This window comes from Allobosea sp. 05L423 (assembly GCF_056397745.1).
In genome coordinates this window covers 48,297-66,033 of sequence record NZ_JBFTOA010000019.1, presented here as the reverse complement: position 1 = coordinate 66,033, position 17,737 = coordinate 48,297, and the positions used below count along the sequence as shown (strand labels likewise).

At 60.9% G+C, this 17,737-nt stretch carries 14 protein-coding genes and 1 pseudogene; 11 read left to right on the top strand and 4 right to left on the bottom strand.

The genetic code is table 11. The features are described 5' to 3' along the window. Positions 1-68: 68 nt before the first annotated feature. Both AC1DNE_RS25785 and AC1DNE_RS25780 read right to left on the bottom strand, forming a co-directional pair. Positions 69-1,058, bottom strand: coding sequence for a 3'-5' exonuclease (locus AC1DNE_RS25785; protein WP_441473520.1), 990 nt, complete (start codon positions 1,056-1,058; stop codon positions 69-71). 115 nt (positions 1,059-1,173) lie between these two features. Continuing rightward, on the bottom strand, positions 1,174-2,118 hold the full coding sequence (locus AC1DNE_RS25780) for a LysR family transcriptional regulator (protein ID WP_441473519.1): 945 nt from the start codon (positions 2,116-2,118) through the stop codon (positions 1,174-1,176). A 220-nt stretch (positions 2,119-2,338) separates the two neighbouring features. On the opposite strand from AC1DNE_RS25780, the gene AC1DNE_RS25775 reads away from it, so the two are divergent. From AC1DNE_RS25775 to AC1DNE_RS25725, 11 genes and pseudogenes are all read left to right on the top strand, one after another. Further along, complete coding sequence (locus AC1DNE_RS25775) at positions 2,339-3,652, top strand: MFS transporter (RefSeq protein WP_441473518.1); 1,314 nt, start codon at positions 2,339-2,341, stop codon at positions 3,650-3,652. 12 nt (positions 3,653-3,664) lie between these two features. Beyond that, positions 3,665-4,660: an amidohydrolase family protein gene (locus AC1DNE_RS25770; protein ID WP_441473517.1), complete on the top strand. Its 996-nt coding sequence runs from the start codon at positions 3,665-3,667 to the stop codon at positions 4,658-4,660. A 241-nt stretch (positions 4,661-4,901) separates the two neighbouring features. Then, positions 4,902-5,144 carry a DUF982 domain-containing protein gene (locus AC1DNE_RS25765; protein ID WP_441473516.1) on the top strand — a complete coding sequence of 81 codons (243 nt, stop codon included), beginning with the start codon at positions 4,902-4,904 and terminating at the stop codon, positions 5,142-5,144. 390 nt (positions 5,145-5,534) lie between these two features. Then, positions 5,535-5,948 carry a DUF1236 domain-containing protein gene (locus tag AC1DNE_RS25760; RefSeq protein WP_441473515.1) on the top strand — a complete coding sequence of 138 codons (414 nt, stop codon included), beginning with the start codon at positions 5,535-5,537 and terminating at the stop codon, positions 5,946-5,948. 339 nt (positions 5,949-6,287) lie between these two features. Continuing rightward, positions 6,288-7,433 carry a L,D-transpeptidase gene (locus AC1DNE_RS25755; RefSeq protein ID WP_441473514.1) on the top strand — a complete coding sequence of 382 codons (1,146 nt, stop codon included), beginning with the start codon at positions 6,288-6,290 and terminating at the stop codon, positions 7,431-7,433. A 75-nt stretch (positions 7,434-7,508) separates the two neighbouring features. Continuing rightward, positions 7,509-8,414, top strand: a complete 906-nt coding sequence (locus tag AC1DNE_RS25750; RefSeq protein ID WP_441473513.1) for a hypothetical protein — start codon at positions 7,509-7,511, stop codon at positions 8,412-8,414. Beyond that, entirely contained in the window at positions 8,415-10,106 is a 1,692-nt protein-coding gene (locus AC1DNE_RS25745; RefSeq protein WP_441473512.1) for a PAS domain S-box protein, read from the top strand. A gap of 689 nt (positions 10,107-10,795) precedes the next feature. Then, positions 10,796-10,946, top strand: a pseudogene (locus AC1DNE_RS25740) (IS3 family transposase); the annotation flags it as partial. A 717-nt stretch (positions 10,947-11,663) separates the two neighbouring features. Further along, positions 11,664-13,199, top strand: a complete 1,536-nt coding sequence (locus tag AC1DNE_RS25735) for an OpgD/OpgG family glucan biosynthesis protein (protein ID WP_476766499.1) — start codon at positions 11,664-11,666, stop codon at positions 13,197-13,199. 67 nt (positions 13,200-13,266) lie between these two features. Beyond that, positions 13,267-15,192, top strand: a complete 1,926-nt coding sequence (locus AC1DNE_RS25730) for an AI-2E family transporter (RefSeq protein WP_476766491.1) — start codon at positions 13,267-13,269, stop codon at positions 15,190-15,192. Positions 15,193-15,282: 90 nt separating this feature from the next. Next, the gene (locus tag AC1DNE_RS25725) at positions 15,283-16,539 is read left to right on the top strand and encodes a phospholipase D-like domain-containing protein (RefSeq protein WP_441473560.1); all 1,257 of its coding nucleotides are present in this window, start codon (positions 15,283-15,285) and stop codon (positions 16,537-16,539) included. Between the two features lie 143 nt (positions 16,540-16,682). Here AC1DNE_RS25725 and AC1DNE_RS25720 read toward each other — a convergent pair whose 3' ends face one another. Continuing rightward, positions 16,683-17,018, bottom strand: a complete 336-nt coding sequence (locus tag AC1DNE_RS25720) for a type II toxin-antitoxin system RelE/ParE family toxin (protein WP_441473561.1) — start codon at positions 17,016-17,018, stop codon at positions 16,683-16,685. Continuing rightward, entirely contained in the window at positions 17,015-17,293 is a 279-nt protein-coding gene (locus AC1DNE_RS25715) for a type II toxin-antitoxin system Phd/YefM family antitoxin (protein WP_441473605.1), read from the bottom strand. The genes AC1DNE_RS25720 and AC1DNE_RS25715 overlap by 4 nt, the downstream gene beginning before the upstream one ends. Positions 17,294-17,737: the final 444 nt, after the last annotated feature.

Sequence of the window (17,737 nt, the reverse complement as noted above, 5' to 3'; positions counted from 1 at the left end):
AATCACCCGCAAGGAGTCAAGCTCCCAGGCGAAGTCGGCACCGCGCCGCAAATTAGAACGGGAGACGGCTACGCGCGATATCGGTCATACGCTGTGAGCCGCAAGGTCAGCGGCTCGGCATCCTCCCAGCAGTAGATATCGGTACGAAGATACCGAATTTCCTCCTCCCGGAGCTCGTCATCGATCTCGATCCACCAGGCCTTTGGCCGTCCGTCGCTGCCGTCCGACCAGCGGTATCCCCTGCCCTTGAGATGGTCCTTCATGTCGAAGGGCGCACTCTCTGCGTAGATGCGAACCCGGCTCTGATAGCTGGATTGCAAAAGCATCGAGAAAGGCGTTGTCCCATCGTCCTTTACCGCCCGAGCCAGAACCTCGAGGAGCGCATTGCAATCGTCCGCTGCTCGATGCCCCTCGTGGAACAAGCCCGATTGACCAACGAGGTACCCGAGCTTGTTTCCTTCGAAGCCAAGGTCGGCCCACGAGACCTCCTTGACGGAGCATGCCCAGGCTTTCGACGCAAAGGCAGGGGAGAGCTTCTCGCAGAACGGTCGGTCGAAGGCGGCGTTATGAGCGATGATGAGGTCTGCGGGCTCGATCAGCGCTTCGAGCGTTGCGAAATCGATCTCCCTGCCAGCAACCATTTCATCGGTGATGCCCGTCAGCCTTGTGATTTCCGCCGGGATGGGATCCGATGGCTGACGCAGGCCGCTGTAGATGCCGATGACGTCGCCGATCGCCCCTTCGTCGTCATAGGTAAATGCGACAGCACCAATCTCGATGATCTCGTCCCTGGCGTGGACAAGGCCTGTCGTCTCGGTATCGACCAAGACCGCAAGGTTCGGAAAGGCGCTCTGGGCCCGCGGGATGATTGGGCGCGGCGCGAGCTTTCGCAGAACCTTGAAGCGACCACTTTGCTCCAGCCGTTGAGCAGCTTCCTCGTCGTCCCAACCGGCTAGCGGAGGCGCCGGGGCCGGACGCTTCCGGGGCGCAGGCCGAGGCGCCTCGCGATAAACTGGAGCATCATCAAAAAGGTCAATTTGAGCAGAACTCGGCTTCATATCTCAGCGATCTCTCGCCTCGCAATTGCCCTCATATGACAGCCAAGTGCTCCATCGGCTAGAGTAACAGACCGTGTTGGAATCCGCTGCGACGATCGGGGGCTCAAATACAAGCTCAAACGCCTCGCTCGGGCAGACACTGTTTCAGACATTTGACGAACGCGTTCGTGCTTGCCGAGCGGGGCTGCTCCTTGACGCTCAGTATGCCGTACGAGCCCATAATTGGAGGCAGCGCGACATCCAAATGGTGCAGCAGGCCATGCTGGATGGCGAAGGCTGCAACATCGCCGGGCATCACAGCCAGCATGTCGCTTTCCTGAAGCAAAGCGATCATCGTCATCATCGATGATGTCTCGACGACATCCAAAGGCTGATGAGCCATCATCGCGGCAAACAGCGGCGCCAGCACCTTTCGCATCGGACTAGTTGCCGGCAACAGCGTCCATGGCCACGACGCCAGGTCTGCCATGGTCAACGCCCTAGCCGAAGCCAATGGATGCCCGACGCGCGAGACAATCTGCAGTGGTTCGTCAATCAAATCCTCGTAGTCGAAGTCAGATCGCCCTGCGAGCGCCAAAGGGCGGGCCAGCAGAACGTCGAGTTCGCCCTTCGCCAACATCGGCACCAATGCGTCGCTAGTCCCCACCTCGATGGCGATGTCGAGGCGCGGTTGATCGCGCTTAAGCGCCGCGACTGCCCTGGCCAGCAAGAAGGGAATGGCGCTGATCACAGCGCCTATCCTCAGTCGGCCGGTTGCGCCCGAGGCTAGCGACTCTAGCTCCAGCCGCGTGCGTTCTAGATCATTCAAGATCAGACGCGCGTGCCGGATCATCACCTCGCCATAAACCGTTGCCTTCACCCCTCGCCTACCGCGGTCAAACAGCGAAAGCCCCAATGTGGTTTCCAGATCCTGAAGCAGCTTCGTCGCAGTCGGCTGCGTCATGTTCAGTGAAGCGGCCGCCCGCCGCAGGCTTCGGGTTTCGTCGATCGCCGTGAGCAGCAGCAGCTGCCGGTTCTTCAGTCGCCGCAGAAGCGACGATGCGTTCGCGACGGGCAGCATCCAGACGCTCCCAGTGATATCGTTTTGCAGATCACATAATCCATAAACTTCATTTCATCGGCATACCAGAACGCGTGTAGCGTCAGCTCCGATAACGCTGGCGGCACGCATCGCCGGCGACAAAGAGAGATGCCCGACGCGGTTGTCCCACCGACTTCCTCAGTCGCATCCTCAGGGAAACGCAGCAGCGACCCCGGCTAACCCGGGGGGAGGGATCATCATGTCTGGACTTGAGCGGGCTCGTGCTCCGCAGGGCGGCGTCGCACATGCTGGCGTGGGGGCGGCCGGAGCAACGACGGTACGCTGGCGCATCTTCGGAATTGTCTTCGTTCTGGTCGTCATCAACCTCATTGACCGCACGGCGCTTTCGATTGCGATGCCGACCATCGCCAAAGAATTTGGACTGAAACCGGCGATGCAGGGGCTGATTCTGAGCGCCTTCTTCTGGAGCTATGCCGCTCTCCAGATTCCGGGCGGGTGGCTGATCGACAAGTTCGGCCCCCGCGCGCTCATCACCGGCGCGACCGTTGGCTGGGGCGTTTTCCAGACGATCGCCGGGCTGTGCACCGGTGGAGTGACGCTCCTCCTGAGCCGCATCGGGCTCGGAGCCGCAGAGGCGCCCCTGTTCCCGGCCGGCGCCAAACTCAATTCGATCTGGCTATCGCCTCGTGAACGTGGACGGGGCGCGGTGTTGATGGACAGCGGCGCTCCGCTCGGCGCGGCGTTTGGCGGCGTCATCATCGCCTGGCTCATATTGGCGCTTGGCTCGTGGCGCACAGCTTTCGTCGTCGCTGGTGTCGCCACCATCGTGCTCGGCTACCTTTCCTGGTGGTATCTGCGCGACAAGCCGTCCGACCACCCGAGCATCAATGGTGATGAACTCCGGCTGATCGAGGCTTCCGCCGTTGGCGGAGCCTCGGCTTCCAGCGCCACGCCGAAGGCCATTTCGAGACGCTCTCTCTCCGCCATCCTCACGGGACGGATGAGCTGGGCGATGATCAACTTCGGCCTGCTGACCTGGGGGCCGAGCTACCTCGCTCAGGCCCGCGGCTTCGATCTCAAGCAGATGGGCGGAGCCACCTTCGTGATCTTCCTGTCCGGCATGTTCGGCTCTCTGCTGAGCGGTTTCCTCGTCGACAAGCTGCAGGCAAGAGGAATGCGCCGCAGCACGACCTACAAGGCCGCTCTCGGCATCAGCGGGCTCGGCGTGATGTTGTCCTTCTTGATCCTCCCRCAGGTGGCAGATCCGGTGATGGCGGTAGCGGTGCTCTCCGTCACACTCTTCCTGCTGTATTTCGGCAGCCTCTATTGGAGCCTGCCTGCCATCCTCGCGCCTCGCGAAAAGGTCGGTATCGTCGGCGGCGCCATGAACTTCGCGGGAAGCGCCAGCGGCATCGCGATCCCGATCATCACCGGTCTGATCCTGCAGGCGACCGGCGCTTACCTGATGGTGCTCTACTTCTTTGCCGGCTGCGCGGCGCTCTATGTCATCGGCACGATGCTGATCGACTTCCAAGACGCTGAGACAGATTGAGGATCGCTTGGCATGACCCAACCCCAACTTTGGCAGGGGCCAATCGTCGATGCGCATCAGCACTTCTGGGATCCGGAGCGCAATCCACACCCTTGGCTAAAGCCCGACGCCAACATCCCCTTCCGCTACGGCAACTATTCTTCGATCAAGAGGCGCTACTTGCCGGCCGAGTATTTCGTCGACACGGCCGACCACGACGTTCGCCAGACGGTTTATGTCGAGACCGAGTGGGACGAGAACGATCCGATTGGCGAAACACGCTATGCCGCCGGCCTCGCCGAAAAGTTCGGCGTGCCCAACGCAATCGTGGCCCAGGCTTGGCTAGATCGTCCCGATGTTGACGAGGTCCTTGCTGACCAGGCCGCATTCGGCCTGGTGCGTAGCGTCCGGCACAAACCGGGCGGTCCGCAGCGACCCGAGGACGTCGGCGCACAGCGCACGCTTATGTCGGACGACCGGTGGCGGCAGGGATATGCGCTCCTGTCGCGCCACGGCCTGAAGTTCGATCTGCAGACAGCCTGGTGGAACCTCGGCGAAGCTATCGACCTGGCTCGCAGCTTCCAGGAGACCACGATCGTTCTGAACCACGCCGGCCTGCCATCTGACCGCAGCGAGGCCGGGCTCACAGGATGGCACGCTGCTATGACGAAACTTGCCGAATGCGCCAACGTTCGGGTCAAGATCTCAGGCATAGGGCTAGCCGGCCTGCCCTGGAGGGTTTCAGACAATCGCTGGATCGTCGAGGAAATCATCGCCATGTTCGGCGCGGATCGCGCGATGTTTGCTAGCAATTTCCCAGTCGACAGCCTCTGCGCGCCCTTCGATACGATCTACACCGGCTTCAAGACGATCGCGGCGCGCTATTCGCCGGCCGAACAGGCGAAGCTCTTTGCTGAGACGGCTTGCCAGACCTATCGCCTGCCGCAACTTGGCGCGCCGTCCAGAGCCGCGACCAGCATTCTGCCTGAGATGTCTCCTGCCTCGGGATCTAAATCATGCCGGCGTTGAGAGGACACGCATCTGGATCCACAAGTTCGAAGCCGGCGCCTTCGACGACGAGGCTGTCGCCGCCGATGCGATCGAGGCCTACGAGACGCGCATCGCCGCGCTGGAACGGCTCGTCGGCAGGCAGGCCCTGGAGATTGAGTTCCTAAAGGGGGCTCTGAAGCACAGACCGCGGCCGTGGGAATCGTGCGCTCGACCTACTACGACAGCCGGAACCCTTCGCGGCCACGCGCGTAGTCGCGACATGCCGCTGCACTGGTTCACCCCTCCGGTCTATGTCGAGTCGACTAGGGTCGGCGAGCGCTACGCCGTGAGCAGCGTAGAGCGTGCGGCTGAGTTCCTGCTGTCGTGGCGCGAGCAATCTGGCGCAGAAACGTGGCGTTTTGCCATCGCCACATGCATGGCAGCGATCAAGGGCGAAGTGCCGGCAGTCCACGCGAGGAAAGCGTTTGAGGCGGCTGCCCGCGAGTGCGGCAAGCTCGTCTGATCACCGCCAAGCCTCGCTCAACCACCCGTAAACCAGCACAAAAACGAGCCCCATGAAGGCGAGGGCGATGGGGAAGCCATTGGCGCGGATTCATAGTTCTCCCTCTGCCCGGTCCCGCGTCGGCGAGGCCGGGTTTTTCTCTTTCAGTCTACTTCCCTGATCAGATCCCAGCGGCTTCTGTAGCTGTTGAGCCAGTCCGGTCGTCTCCACGTCGATCAGTCTGACGCGCTGCATGAACAGGAGATCAGCACTACCGCGGGTCCATGCAAGTCAGGATCGCTTGCTCGCTTCCTCGGCGTTTGCCTAACCGCCCGACCGTTGAAACCGTGGAACAGGCGATGGCTCCTGAAGTTGTCTCCGCAGTCGGGGGGCTTCTGAGGAGATCTACCCATGAAGAAGTACCTTATCATCGCGGCGGTTGTGATGGCACCCGCCTTTGCTAATGCCCAGAACCCGGAAGGTGCGCGCGGCGGCGCTGCCGCTGGTGCTGCGACGGGGGCCGTCGGCGGCGCGATTGTTGGGGGCCCCGTCGGTGCGGTTGTGGGCGGCGTAGGCGGCGCGGTCGTCGGCGGAATCGCCGGTGACGCCACACCTCGCTTCAAGACTTACGTCCGCGCCAACGAGGTTCCCTCATACACCTATCGCGAAGACGTCCGGGTGGGCGCGGTCTTGCCTGAGAGCGGAGTGACTTATCGCGAAGTGCCGGCTGAGTTCGGCACCAAGGGCTATCGCTATACCGTCGTCAACGGCCGGACGGTGATCGTCGAGCCGCAATCCCGCAGGATCATTCAAGTCATTGAATGATCGATAATTTTCGCCGGGCGCGAACTCGACGAAGCCGAACATCGCTCGGAAGAAGTCCGGCCCCGCTCCCGCGAGGCCGGACTTTTCCGCAAAATGAATTGGACGGCGAGATGAGCCGCATGCGTTTTTTTTTCACAAGACGAGGCGCTACGAGGCGCATTCTCACCGTCAGAATGGTCTTCGCTCCTGCCCCAAATTGTACGCGTGCCTCGGCGCCTGCAGTGCTGGGCTCCGATGGAGGGCACGTCGGAACCGTCGATGCCCTGAGCGACCAGCTCATCAACTCAAGAAGAATGATCCGGAGCTGGCGGCGCCCATCTCTATATCGATCGGAGTGTCGTGATTGTCATCAAGGTGATTGCCAGCGGCAGAGGCGAAGGAACGGCGGTCCGAGGCGACCGAATAATGGATCGGCGTGACATCTCGGAACTCCAGGATGAAACATCGCGTTGCCGCGGCATGAGTCGACCGATGGCGATGTCCATGCCGCGAGCCGCTTTCGAGCTACTGCAGATTTTCCAGGCAGCCTTAGTGTGCGGATGCGTCTTGCTGGCGCCGACAGCCGCACGAGCCCTGACCGCCGACGAAGTGAATCAGGCGGGCCGCCCTGCGCCTACGAAAGGCAAGGTGACGCGCCTCAACGCATCTATCGTCAAGGCTCAGGTCTTGCTGGCGCGTCAGGGAGTTTCTCCTGGGGAGATCGACGGACTCGATGGCGACAATTACCGCAAGGCGATCGACCAGTTCCGCCGCCGCGAAAATCTCGGAGATGGCGAAATCATCGACGCCGCGACATGGCAGATCCTTAAAGGGGACATCAGCTCGGATATCGTCGCCGACTTCGTGGTGACAAAGGAGGATATCAAAACCCGGTTCGTCCGGCGCATTCCTCATGACTACGCTCGCCAGGCCCGGATGAAGCGGCTCGGCTACAGGAACGCTCAGGAGATGTTCGCCGAACGTTTTCACATGAGCGAAGGCCTACTCAGGGTGCTCAACCCGCGAACGCATTATCGGAAGCGTGAAGAAACGCTGCACGTCGTCTCGGTCGGACGAACCGCTCCTTCGGACGAGGCGCGAACCGTCGAGGCCGACAAGACCAACGGCATGGTTCGAGCGCTCGATGCGACGGGAAAGGTGATCGCCATGTATCCGGCCACCATCGGCAGCGAGGACACCCCGTCGCCTGAGGGCGAATATCAGGTGGTGAGGGTCGTGAAGAACCCGACCTATCACTACGATCCGGTCAAGAATTTCCAACAGGGCAAGAACAAGCGTCGCCTGGTTCTTCCCAAGGGACCCAACAATCCTGTCGGTACGGTCTGGATCGAGCTGTCGAAACCGACCTTCGGCATTCATGGTACGCCGGAGCCTTCGAAGATCAGCAAGGCGTCATCGCATGGCTGCGTTCGGCTCACGAATTGGGATGCCGAGGAACTGGCCCAGATCGTCAGGCCAGGTACGACCGTCCGCTTCGTCGACTAGCCGATGTCACCCCGGAATCTGGCTTGCAACCTTGACGGGGCCGGGGGCATCGTTCGAACTGCGGGACGGTAGGCGATGGCTGCGCGCGAACGCAACGACGTCGAAATCAGCGAAGATGGAGAGGGCCCGGGAGCGATCGTCTCTTTCCCGTTCGACGCCGCTGCCGTGGAACGTTTTCGGGAAGCTTTTCCGAGAGCGCGCTGGAATGACGATCTAGCTGCTTGGCGGATACCGGGCACGACCGCGATGCTTCGCGTGGCGCGATGGCTCGATCGCGAGCTGCCGAGTACATTCACCCTCGTGGATGAGCGCGGCCGCGATTCCTTTTCGTTCGAGCCGATCGTCAGTCCTTATCTGGAAGCCGCCGACGAGATCGTCGGGCGCACCCCTTATTCACGAACCGTCATCGAGGAATTGCGCGCGATTCCGTGGGCCTGGTGGAACGGAGAGGACCAGGCTTGGCACGTTCCGTTCCGATCGATCGACGAGCTTCGCAGAAGAGGGCCGTCAATCGAAGCTGCCGCGCAACGCAGCGAGCCAGAAGCACGAAGGAAGCGACGCGAAGCAGCAAAATCCGCGCCGGAATACGAGGAGGAGAAAGCCACAGCAGCCGAGCGGCGTCGCCGCCGCTTCCCCGTTCCGGCAACCGAAATTCCGCCGCCGGACCGAGTGCTGATGTCCCATGAAGGACCGCTCGTCGTCCTTGAGGTAACCGGCGAGATCGTGCCTGCGGAAGCCGCCGCTCGGCATTACCCCTGGAGCTCCGAACTCTTCGACGATCTCGTCTGGGCGTTGTGGCGGCGTCCGACGCATGAAGAGCTCGTCAGGGCCTGGCCTGCGCGCCGCCCGACCACAACGGATGCCTTCCGGCGCGGATGGTGGCAGCCGACGATCCAAGAATTGCGTGCCGCCCGTAGGGCGGCGAGATCCGTAGAGCGGGCTCAGGAAACGCGGCGAGCCGGCCTCTCTGCGAATGATTGATTGATCGACCCGCTGGTGCCCGTCGATCAGACCGTGCTCGACTTAAAGCGAGAAAGAGAGGTAGCGTTCGTTGGCGTATGGCGTCGCTCGGCCTCTCGCGCTGCGGTAAGTTGGGTGGGGACACGGTTGAACAAGGATACTGGCGCAGGCGCGCATGCCCGTTCCACCGAGATCGAACGCTGGCGGATGTTCAGCCGCATCGCCGGTGCCGTGGCGGGAAAATTCGATCTCGCGGAACTGGTCAGCATCGTGACGGATGCCGCAACCGAATGGTCTGGAGGAAAGTTCGGCGCCTTTTTCTACAATCAAGTCGACGAAAAGGGCGAAATCTACAGCCTCTACACGTTGTCAGGGATACCGAAATCAGCCTTCGCCGACTTCGATATGCCCCGTAAGACCGCGGTGTTCGCTCCGACTTTCGACGGAACCGGCGTGGTTCGATCGGACGATATCCGCAAAGATCCTCGATATGGGCTGAGCCAACCGCATTTCGGAATGCCCCCGGGTCATTTGCCCGTCGTCAGTTACTTGGCTGTTCCGGTCATCTCGCGAACGGGAACCGTCCATGGCGGCATTTTCATCGCTCACGACGAGCCTGGGCAATTCGATGAAGAGGCGGAGGAGATCGTCAAGGCTATCGCAGCCCATGCCGCCATCGCCATCGATAACGCTGCGCTCCTCCTTGAGGCGCGTCGGGAGTCCGAGGCCCGGCGGATCGCCCATGAGGCCAATGCGAAGCTCGCGGCAATCGTGGCCCATTCCGACGATGCGATCGTGAGCAAGTCGCTCGACGGCACGATCACGAGCTGGAACGCCAGTGCCGAGCGCCTATTCGGCTACACCGTGGAGGAAGCGATCGGGCGCCCGATCACCATGCTGATCCCCGATGATAGGATGCACGAAGAAGACATGATCATCGGCGGGGTCCGCGAGGGACGTCGCACTGACCATTTCGAGACCCTTCGGCGCCGCAAGGACGGCTCCCTTGTCCACGTCGCTCTGACGGTCTCTCCTATCCGCGACGAAAACGGCGCGATCGTGGGAGCCTCGAAAATCGCGCGCGATATCAGTGAACGCATTCAGGCTCAGGAACGCCAGGCACTATTGCTGCGCGAGATGAACCACCGCATCAAGAATCTCTTCGCCCTAACGGGCGGGCTGATTTCTCTAAGTGCGCGGTCGGCAACTTCCGTCGAGGATCTAACCCAGAAACTTCGTGAAAGACTTACAGCTCTGGCTCGCGCTCATGCGCTCACCATGTGGGATGAAGCTGAAGACAAAGGCGCCTCAACGGATTTGCTAAGCTTGGTGAGGGCGATCCTGTCACCCTACGAGGCAGAGCATCGGCAATCGCTGCGGGTCGCGGGTCCCAGAGTGACTGTTCAAGGTTCCGCGTTGACAGCTCTTGCCCTAGTTCTTCACGAGTTTGCAACAAACGCCGCCAAGTACGGCGCGTTGTCCTCTCCAGATGGACAGCTGTCTATCGAGCTTCTAAGCGACAACGATACGCTGACGCTTCGCTGGATCGAACGTGGAGGTCCTGAAATACAGGCAGCTCCCTCCCAGTCGGGCTTTGGGAGCAAGCTGGAGAAGGCCACGCTGAGCGGGCTAGAGGCAACCATCGAACGGAAGTGGGAAAGGGACGGATTAACCCTTTCTCTCCGCCTACCCCTCAGTCGTCTTAGGCACTAAGCCTAGTAGCTGCCACTCCTAAGGCTCCTCCGCGCTGCAGACCGGGCTGGACGGACCGCAGGCCGGCCTTGGCTTCGTCCAGACCGCGAGCCTGTTCGTGATCGATGGCATGAGAGGGTATCCGCCAGGCCAAGCCGGAGACATTGTTCGCGAGGAAGCAACGCCGGCAATGATGCAGAGGATCGCCCTTCTGAGCTTTCCACCCCGAGATCCGGTACTCGGCGATGACGGACCAGTGCGCCGGCTTTGGGCTGACGCCAGCGTCTCCTCATGATCGCAAATCTCCCGGCGGTAGACTCTCATCGCGAGCTCTCGCGCAATTGCGAAGCACAGCAGTTGATGTTGAACGCAAATGATCGACAGGAACCTTGTGCCCTAGCCAGCCGCGTGAATGGACAGTGTAAACCGGCGCCATGAAATGACCCTACCATGTTATTGAATTTCCATGGCTGCCACGCCGGTCGGCACTGAAACCCCACGCCGATTCACACGCAAGGTAAGATCGAGCCCATTGATGCAGCGGACGTTGCCGCACATCTAGCGCCGAAGGGCCACTCTGTTGTTTTTCATCCGCCGACAAACCGGGACATGCTCCGATACCCCGGCCAAACCTCAAAGGCAACTGCCGGGAAAGCGGCTCAAGCTCCCTTCAGACGAGCATTGCATTGGCTGTAGTAGCCGCCACCCTTCTGGATCCACTTCAGGCTAACCCCGAAGAGATAGTCGCGAAGCTGCGACAAGTCTATGTACTGGTCTCTCAGGTCCAGTCCGTCGCAGACGCGACCCTCGTCAATCGGCGTGACAGAGGTTAACTACCACCGTTGGCGCCATGAGTTTGGCGTTTACTTTGCGGGCCCGAACACTGGCAACCCCATTAAAACCGTCGAAAAATAGACATCCGATTTGACGTAGGTCATGTCTTTTGACGGGCCATCGGCCTTTATTTTATGCTTCTATTCCCTCCTACGACTACGCCGGCCCGTCTTGAACCACTTTTAGTTGCGTGGGGCCACCATGAGGTCAGACCTAAGTCGCGAAAATCTCACTTCGAGCTATGACCAATGTATGGTTTTCTTGAAAAGTGCATTCCTTTGCGCAATCGGCGAAAAGGAAGAAGATCTACGTCTGAGAGATTCCATTCGGAACGCATTTGACAATCTAGATGCGGCACGAAGCGCCGCCAATTCTTCGAATATCGTCCCATTTCGCCGCAACGCAGTGAAGGCCCTCGATTAACAGTGTGTCGCGCGCGCATGAGTCCTCATAGGATTTTTGGGTGATAGGGACGTGCTCGATTTTTCGCTTCGTGGCCCCTTGAGGCTCCGATTGCCGACTGATCAGACCACCTGCTGGAAGCTTGCTATGACTTTGTTGGCCGGCACGACGACGTGAAATCCAGTTGATGGTGCCGCTACCGATGATGCGGGAACCCCGACACTTTACCGGCGTTCTAAATCTGCTCGACCGAAGCCAGATCGGCAGCGGTTCTTCGGCTTGGGGGCAGCATTGTACGAACCGTCTCGCCGTGCGATTCTCGCTCTGCTCTCCAGCACCTGCGTGCTTGCGAGCCGCGCCCAGGCTCAGGCGCCCGCAGGCCCAGCGAAGAGCTTCGACTATGAGGATGTCATCGAGCGGGCGACGGCCTTGGCAAAGCAGCCTTTCGATGCCGAAAGCGCCAAAATTCCAGCCGAACTGTCGAAGCTGACCTATGACGGCTATCGCGAGATCCGATTTCGCCGCGACAAGGCTGTTTGGCGCGACGGCGGGTCGGATTTCCGCCTGCTGCCCTTCCATCTCGGCTTTCTGCACGACAAGCCAGTCCAAGTTCACATCATCAACCACGGCAACGCGATCCCGATCCCTTTCACGACCGGCCTCTTCGAATACGGCAAGGTCCCCGTCCCGAAAGGCCTCTCGCCGGCGCTGGGCTTCGCGGGTTTCGCCGTAACGACCAACCTGAACAGCCCGAAGGTGCAGGACGAGGTCATTTCGTTCCTGGGCGCGAGCTATTTCCGGTTGATCGGGCGAGGACATCGCTACGGGCTTTCGGCGCGTTCGCTGGCGTTGGATGTTGGCGGCAAGCAGCCCGAGGAGTTCCCGTTCATGCGGGCGCTCTGGGTGGAGGAGCCGTCGCGCGACACGACCGAGCTCGTCATCTACGCCCTGCTCGACTCTCCATCGGTCGCCGGAGCCTATCGCTACGTCGTCAGCCCGGGCCGCGACACCTATGTGGACGTCACCGCGACGATCCTCCCGCGCAAGGAGATCGAGCGGATCGGCATCGCACCGCTGACGTCAATGTTTCAGGCCGGTGAAGGCGATCTCGGTCAGCGGACCGATTTCCGCCCGGAAATCCATGATTCGGACGGGCTGATGATGCAGTCCGGCAGCGGAGAATGGATCTGGCGACCCATTCGAAATCCTAAGGCGCTGCGCATATCGAGCTTCAGCGACAAGAACCCGCGCGGCTTCGGTTTGATGCAACGCGACCGTAACTTCGGCAGCTATCAGGATCTCGAAGCACGCTACGATGCCAGGCCTGGCTACTGGGTTCAGCCTCAGGGCGACTGGGGAGAGGGCCGGATCGACCTGATCGAAATCCCGACGGTGAACGAGGCGTTCGACAACATCGTCGCATGCTGGACCCCGAACGCGCCGTTGCCCGCCGGAAAAGCGGCAGAGTTCCGCTACCGAATCTCGGCGATCTCGACGACCTGGCACCTGCATCCCTACGCGCAGGTGCAACAGACCTTCAACGGCTCGGACATCGAAGACGGCGTCGTCGATGGGAACGGCACGAAGCGCTTCATCGTCGATTTCGCCGGTGGCGATCTCGCCTATTACCAAAGCGAGCTCGATCGCCTGGAGCTGGTCGCGACCACAACAAGCGGCACGATCTCGTCCAAAATCCTCGCGTTCAATTCCCCCTTGAAAGGCGTGCGCGCCATCGTCGATGCGACGCTCCCCGACGGTCAGTCGGCCGAGCTTCGCATGTTTCTTAGAGCGCGAAATCGAATCCTGAGCGAGACCTGGACGGCGACCTGGTCGGTTCCGTCCGGCGATTCCACCCGCCCGCAGCCGTCAAAGAAATGACTTCCGACGACGGCCGATCTTCCGTCGACGGATTAACGCCGGCGTCAAGATTGAAGGAAACCGAAAGATGCCCGCGATCGAGGCTTCATCCACTGTCGCGAGTCCAGCGGTAAGATCACCTATCGACGGCGTCGCGAATGCGGCGCTCGGAGCTTTCATTGTCGCCGCGCTATATTTCGGGCGTGAGGTTTTCGTCCCCGGGGCACTCGCAATCCTGCTCAGCTTCGTGTTGGCGCCGCTGGTCAAAGGACTGCAGAAGGTACGTGTGCCGCGAGCACTGGCGGTTTTTACGGTTGTCCTGATTGCATTCGCGACGTTGGCTGCCTTGGCGATGGCTATGGTTGGACAGGCGACACAATTGGCAAGTGAGCTGCCAACCTATCAGAGCACCATGCGGGCCAAGATTGCCGCGTTGAAGGGTTCGGAGGCCGGGAGCGGGGTTTTGAGCCGCGCTGCGGATATCCTGCAAGACCTGGGCAAAGAACTCGACCGCCCCAAGGCAGAGCCTCATGCTCCGAGTGAAACGCCCGGCGTTGCGCGAGAGGGACGCCCGATACCGGTTGAAGTCCATCAACCGGAACCTGGCGCGATCGAAACGCTGCAGGCGTTTCTGTCGCCGCTGATCCATCCTCTGACTACGACGGGTATCGTGCTGATCTTCGTGGTTTTCATCCTGCTAAAGCGCGAAGATCTTCGAAACCGGTTCATCCGATTGACCGGCACTTACGACCTGCAGAAGACAACGGCTGCGTTCGATGATGCGGCCAGACGTCTCAGCCGCCTATTCCTCACGCAGCTCATCGTCAACGCCGGCTTCGGAGTGGTGATTGGTTGCGGTCTCTGGGCCATTGGCGTTCCCAGCGCGCTGCTTTGGGGCATCCTGGCCGCAATCCTGCGGTTCATACCCTATCTCGGAGCCTTGCTGTCAGCCGTCTTTCCGATGGTGATCGCCGCATCGGTCGATCCCGGTTGGATGATGCTCGCATTGACAGCCGGTTTGTTCGTGATCGCAGAACCGCTTGCCGGGCATGTGATCGAGCCGTTGGCCTATGGCCGCTCTACCGGGCTATCGCCTGTCGCCATTGTGGTCGCCGCAACATTCTGGACCTGGCTATGGGGCCCCATCGGGCTGGTCTTGGCGACACCGTTGACTGTGTGCCTCGTAGTTCTCGGTCGGCACGTCGAAAGACTCGAATTTCTGGACGTCATGCTGGGGGATCGACCTCCACTTTCGGCTCCGGAAATATTCTATCAGCGGATTCTCGCGGGAGATCCCGCGGAGGCAGCCGACAAGGCCGAGGAAGTACTGAAGGAACGCTCCCTATCCGCCTATTACGACGAGGTCGCGCTCGAAGGTTTGCGGCTCGCCGCAGCGGATGAGGCGCGCGGTGTTCTCGATGCACCTCGGCGAAACCAAATCCTCGCGACGATCCGCGAGGTCGTCGAGGATTTGTCCGACCGTGACGACGGCCGCCCCTCGCTCGGCGCAGCAACGACGGATCCCGAGTCCGAGGCTGCCGTTGAACAGACCAACGAAAGTGAAGGCACCTCCGATCTGCCGGTGCTCGCCGAGGCTGAGCTGAGCGAGAGGTTTCGGGGCCGAGATCGCGTGGTCTGCATAGGCGCGCGATCGCAGCTCGATGAGGCGGCCGCGCTGATGCTGAGCCAGATCTTGGAAAAGCATGGATTGGCGGCGGATGCGTTACCGCCGACCACGCTGTCGACCACCGGAATGGAGCGCCTTGCCGAGCGAGGCCCGGCTCTGATCTGTCTTTGCTATATCGGCCCGCACAATGCTGCTCACGTGAAGTATGCCCTGAGGCGCCTTCGTCGCCGCGTGCCGATGGCGATCCTCGTCTTTGGGCAGCTGTCGGAAGTCTCCAGTTCCCTGGCGGATATCCAGGGCCCCTTGCTTGCTGACGAAGTGGAAACTTGTTTTCGCAGCATCTGCCGGGTCTGTCTGAAATTTGCGGAGAAAGGGGACTCGGCATGATCGGAGACCGAAGATACTCGCGCCGGATCCTCTCCACAGCCGCAAGCCCCTATTTCTAAGTTGGCAATGAACCTCCAACGACATCCCTTCATGATCGGATTAATCTCGGCCGCCCTTGGCGTCGCAGGCTGCCTCCTGGTAGGCAACCTGCTGCCGGAGCCGCAGGAGCTAAGGCAACCGCTTCCGCATAATCTGGCCTCGTCGGATCGCCAGCTCAAGACGTCCATGGGCGCGCTTTTCGGGTCGAACTATGTGCCCGGAAACCGAGTGGAGACGCTCGTAAACGGCGTACAGATTTTCCCTTCGATGCTGCGCGCCATCCGCGAGGCGCGGCAGACGATCAGTTTCGAGACCTACATCTATTGGCGCGGCGCCATCGCCGAGGAGTTCGCCAATGCGCTCTCGATCAAGTCCCAAGAGGGGCTGAGCGTGAAGGTGCTGCTCGACTGGGCGGGCAGCCTCCCGATGGACGAGCGGCTGATCAAGCGGATGCAGGATGCGGGCGTCGAGGTCGTGCGGTTCCGTCCGGTCGCCTGGTACACGATCGATCGGGTGAACAACCGAACCCATCGGAAACTGCTAATCGTCGATGGGCGCGTGGGCTTCACCGGTGGTGTCGGCATCGCCGATGAGTGGAAGGGCGATGCGCGCTCGCCAAACGAATGGCGTGACAATCACTACCGCGTGGAAGGGCCGGCTGCAGCGGAGTTCCAGGCGGCGTTCGCGGAGCACTGGATCGAGGCGACCGGCGAACTGCTGCTCGGCGATCGTTTCTTCCCCGAGATTGGGCCGGCGGGTGATCGCGCCACTCAGGTCGTGATCAGTTCGAACCTCCAGCGCAATGTCATGCATCTGATGCTGATGACCGCGCTCGCCGCCGCGCAGAAAAACATCCGCATCGCTACACCCTACTTCGTTCCCGACGAACTGACGCGCCAGCAACTTCTTGAGGCTCGCAAGCGTGGCGTCGACATTCAGATCATTGTCCCCGGCCCCCAGACCGACGCGCGCATTGTCAGAAAGGCGTCCCGGCATCTGTGGGGGGAGCTGCTTCAGGCAGGCGTGAAGATCAGCGAGTATCAGCCCACGTTCTTCCACTGCAAGCTGGTGATCGTAGACGATATCTGGACCTCGGTGGGCTCGACGAACATCGACGACCGCGCCTTACGACTTAACGACGAAGCCAACATCAATCTGTTCGATCAGAAATTTGCCAGCACCCAAATGGCCCTGTTCGAGAAGGATGCGGCAGCCTCTCGGCCCTACAGTTTTTCGGATTGGCAAAACCGCTCAGCCAGCGAAAAGGTCTCGGACTGGGTATCCAGTCTCGCTCGGTCGCAGATTTGACCACCGAACAAAAAAGGCGAGATACTGCACCGCCCCCGCTCCAACTCGTCCGTCGCTTCGGCGGACGACGTCAGCGCACTTAAAGGTTCGTCCGTTCGCGCTCAGCGCAACAGCGGTCGAGAACCTGCGGAGCAGGCCTGTGATCACCGGCCAAGTAGCCGGCGTTCAAGCAAAGCCTGCATGTCGCGGCGGCCATCGGCGATGACGAAGATGACGACTCTACTGCCAATGACGCGGTAGATTAGGCGATACGGATCGAGCAGAATCTGCCGGAATTCCCGAACACCTAACGCCTCAAGCTCCTTGGGAAAGCTGCCCCGTTCCGGGTAACGCTCCAGTGTGGAGATCTTCTCGATGAATGCATCGAGCAAAGACTCGGCCGCTTTCATCGAACGGTGCTGCGCAAGGTAGGCGTGAATGGCTTCGAGATCGTCCTCCGCGCCTTGCGTCAGCTCGACCTCAAAGCGGCCCTCCTTCACCGGCGATCGGCCGCTTTTCCGCGCAGTCTTTCGACGACAGCGCGAGCTGGCTTGGTCTTGCCTGCCTCGACGTCCTGATTTCCGAGGGCCAGCAGCTTCAACAGCGCGAGCATCTCTTGCGTCTGCTCAAAGGAGGCAACATCCTGCAGCACCGCCTTGGCCTCGCCATTCTGCGTGATCACCAGAGGCTCTCGCCTTTCGGCGAGGTTGAGGAGGATTTCCGCTGCGTTGGCCTTCAGATAACTGATCGGCTTGACTTGGGCAGAATACCGCAAAGCGACCTCCCGAACTAAATTCGGCCCTAATATAGTCCAGGCGTCAGCGCGGTGCAAACTGCCTAGGCAGCAGCCTCTAACGAAGCCGACCATTGAGCGAGACGAACGTATCGGATACCCGCCATGAAGGGCGAGGCTCGGCGGATGAGATCCAGCGCGCGCTCGCGTTGAGCTCTGTGCTTGGCCGGTTCCGATACGTCACTGTCAGTGAAAGACCGCCATCGACGCTGCCGCGATGCCATTACCAGCGTTGCACTCCAGCCCAGGAGGCGCACGAACCTGTTCGTCACGAAGCGGCCCATATTGTCGCACTGAGACCCAACCCACATCATCGCAGCCATCACCGGCACGGCCACGAAGCCATTCACGACTGCGCTAATTCCCAGCTTGCTCGTGCTGCCAAGCGAAGCCGAGGACATACTCTCGATCTCCTCCCGCGAGCGG